The sequence below is a fragment of the Oleiagrimonas sp. genome (genome assembly GCF_027858935.1).
Taxonomy (GTDB): Bacteria; Pseudomonadota; Gammaproteobacteria; order Xanthomonadales; family Rhodanobacteraceae; genus Oleiagrimonas.
The window spans coordinates 1-2478 of record NZ_JAQIBU010000094.1 but is presented as its reverse complement, the minus strand read 5'-3'; the positions used below and the strand labels follow the sequence as shown (position 1 = coordinate 2478).

General features: G+C 65.1%; 2 protein-coding genes. Both read left to right on the top strand.

Features of this window, described 5'->3' with window-relative positions:
* Positions 1–1121 (top strand): efflux RND transporter periplasmic adaptor subunit (locus tag PF446_RS03715; RefSeq protein ID WP_343224650.1); only part of this gene is annotated, 1121 nt, incomplete at its 5' end.
* The coding region (locus PF446_RS03710; RefSeq protein WP_298069869.1) for an efflux RND transporter permease subunit at positions 1118–2478 on the top strand (1361 nt) is incomplete at its 3' end. The genes PF446_RS03715 and PF446_RS03710, both read left to right, overlap by 4 nt.

The window sequence follows — 2478 nt, the reverse complement described above, 5'->3', positions numbered from 1 at the left end:
CCCCGTTCACGAGAAACAAAGGCCGTTTCGGCATGAATCGACGTTATCTCATGGGGTTGTGGCTGCTCGCGCTGCCTTTGTTGGCCGCTTGCGGCAAGTCGCCCGAAAATCAAAAGCCCGTGTCCCGATCGCCGCCGCTGGCCACCCGGGTCGTGCACGTCGAGTTGGCCCATCGCGAGCAGGTCTGGGACGGCGTGGTCGATGCCGTGCACCAGGTGACCCTGACCGCGCAGACCAATGCGCGCGTGAAGGAACTGCCCTACGACGTCGGCGACAGGGTCAAGGCCGGGGACGTGCTGGTGCGCTTCACCAATGTCGAGCAGAAGTCCGCGCACTCGGCCGCGCAGGCGCAAATCGCATCCGCGCGGGCCGCCTATGTCAATGCAGAGGCCCATTACAAGCGCATCGCCTCGATCTATGCCCAGCGGCTGGTGTCCACGTCCGACCTGGACCAGGCACGCAGTGCGCGGGATGCCGCGCAGGCCGCATTGCGCGCGGCACAGGCGCAGTCACGGCAGGTGGGCCAGCAGCTGGATTACACCGTGATAAGGGCGCCCTACGACGGCATCGTCACCCAACGCTTCGTGCAGGTCGGCGAGGCCGTGCAGGCCGGACCGCCCTCGCCGCAGGCATTGATTGCCATCGAGTCGCTCAAGGACCTGCGCGTGAAGGTGCAGGTTCCGCAGAGCGCCATCGCGGCCATCCGCAAGTACCACCAGGCACAGATCCTTCCGGAGGACTGTCGCAGCGCTCGCATGGATGTCGCCAAGGTGATCGTGTATCCGTACGCCGACCCGAAGACGCACACGTTCGACGTTCGTCTGCTCCTGGACGGTTCCCATCCGGACCTGTTCCCGGGGATGACGGTCAAGGCCGCTTTTGCCGTGGGCACGGCCCGTCGTCTGCTGGTGCCGGAAAGCGCCATCTGGCATCAGGGCGAGGTCAGCGGTGTTTACGTGATCGAGGGCCACGATGTATCACTGCGCCAAGTGCGGACCGGGGAGCGCTTCGGCAAACGTGTCGAGGTGCTGTCGGGCCTGCGTGACGGTGACATGATCGCCACCGACCCGGCCGCCGCCGCGCGCTACCTTTCCAGCCAACATGCAGAGTCGCAGACATGAGCTCGCGTTTGGGATTTTCCGGTCGCATCGCGCGCGCCTTCCAGTCTTCGCCACTGACACCGATCCTGGCGATGGCGGCGCTGCTGCTGGGCCTGACCGCAATCCTGATCACGCCACGCGAGGAAGAGCCGCAGATCGACGTCACCATGGCCAACGTGATGGTGCCGTTTCCGGGTGCCGACGTGCACGACGTGGAGAACCTGGTCACCTATCCGCTGGAGAAGAAACTCTCCGAACTGAAGGGGATCAAGCATGTGTATTCGGTGAGCCGGCCGGGCCTGTCGATGATCTCGGTCGAGTTCAAGGTGGGCGTGCCGCGTCGGACCGCGATCGTGCGCCTGTACAACCAGGTCTATCAGAACCGTGACTTCGTGCCGCCGGGGCTGGGTGTGGGGCAGCCGCTGATCCGTCCCATGGGCATCGACGACGTGCCGGTGATGGGGTTGACTCTGTGGAGCAACAACCCGCAGCGCACCCCGAACCAGCTGGCGCAGGTGGCGCATTCGCTGGAGACTGTGCTGAAACGAATCCCCGGCACGCGTGATGTCTACACCATCGGTGCGCCCGATCGTGCCGTGGTGGTACAGCTGGAGCCGGCCAGGCTGGCCGCCTACGGCCTTTCCATGGGCGATCTGGTGAAGGCACTGAAGGCTGCCAACGTGGTGGCCCAGGCCGGTGACAGGGTTGGTGGTGACCGTACGATCCCGGTCACCGCGGGCACGTTTCTGGCTGATGCGCACCAGATCCGGCAACTGGTCATCGGACTGAACCATGGCCACCCGGTGTTCCTGTCCGACGTGGCGAAGATCCATCGCGGTGCCGACCTGCCTGCAAGATACGTATGGTTCGGCACGCCGCCGGGCAAGGGTGGGCCGTCGATGGGCACCGCGCCGGCGGTGACCATCGCCGTGGCCAAGAAGTCCGGCAGCAATGCCGCCGATATCACCGATGCCATCAAGGCGCGGCTGAAGGCCTTGCGCGGCGATGTGATTCCCAGCGACGTGCATGTCACGGTCACTCGCGACTACGGCAAGACCGCCACGGAGAAGGCCAACGGCCTGCTGCTGCACCTGCTGCTCGCCACCTTGTCGGTCGTGCTTCTGGTGGTGTTCGTACTGGGCTGGCGCGAAGGCCTCGTGGTGGGCACGGCGGTGATCATCACCCTCATGCTGACCCTGTTCGCCTCCTGGGCGATGGGCTTCACCATCAACCGCGTGTCGCTGTTCGCACTGATCTTTTCCATCGGCATCCTGGTCGACGATGCCATCGTGGTGGTGGAGAACATCCACCGGCATATGGCGCTGGGCGGACGCAGCCTGCGCCAGGCCATCCCCGAAGCCGTCTCGGAAGTTGGTGG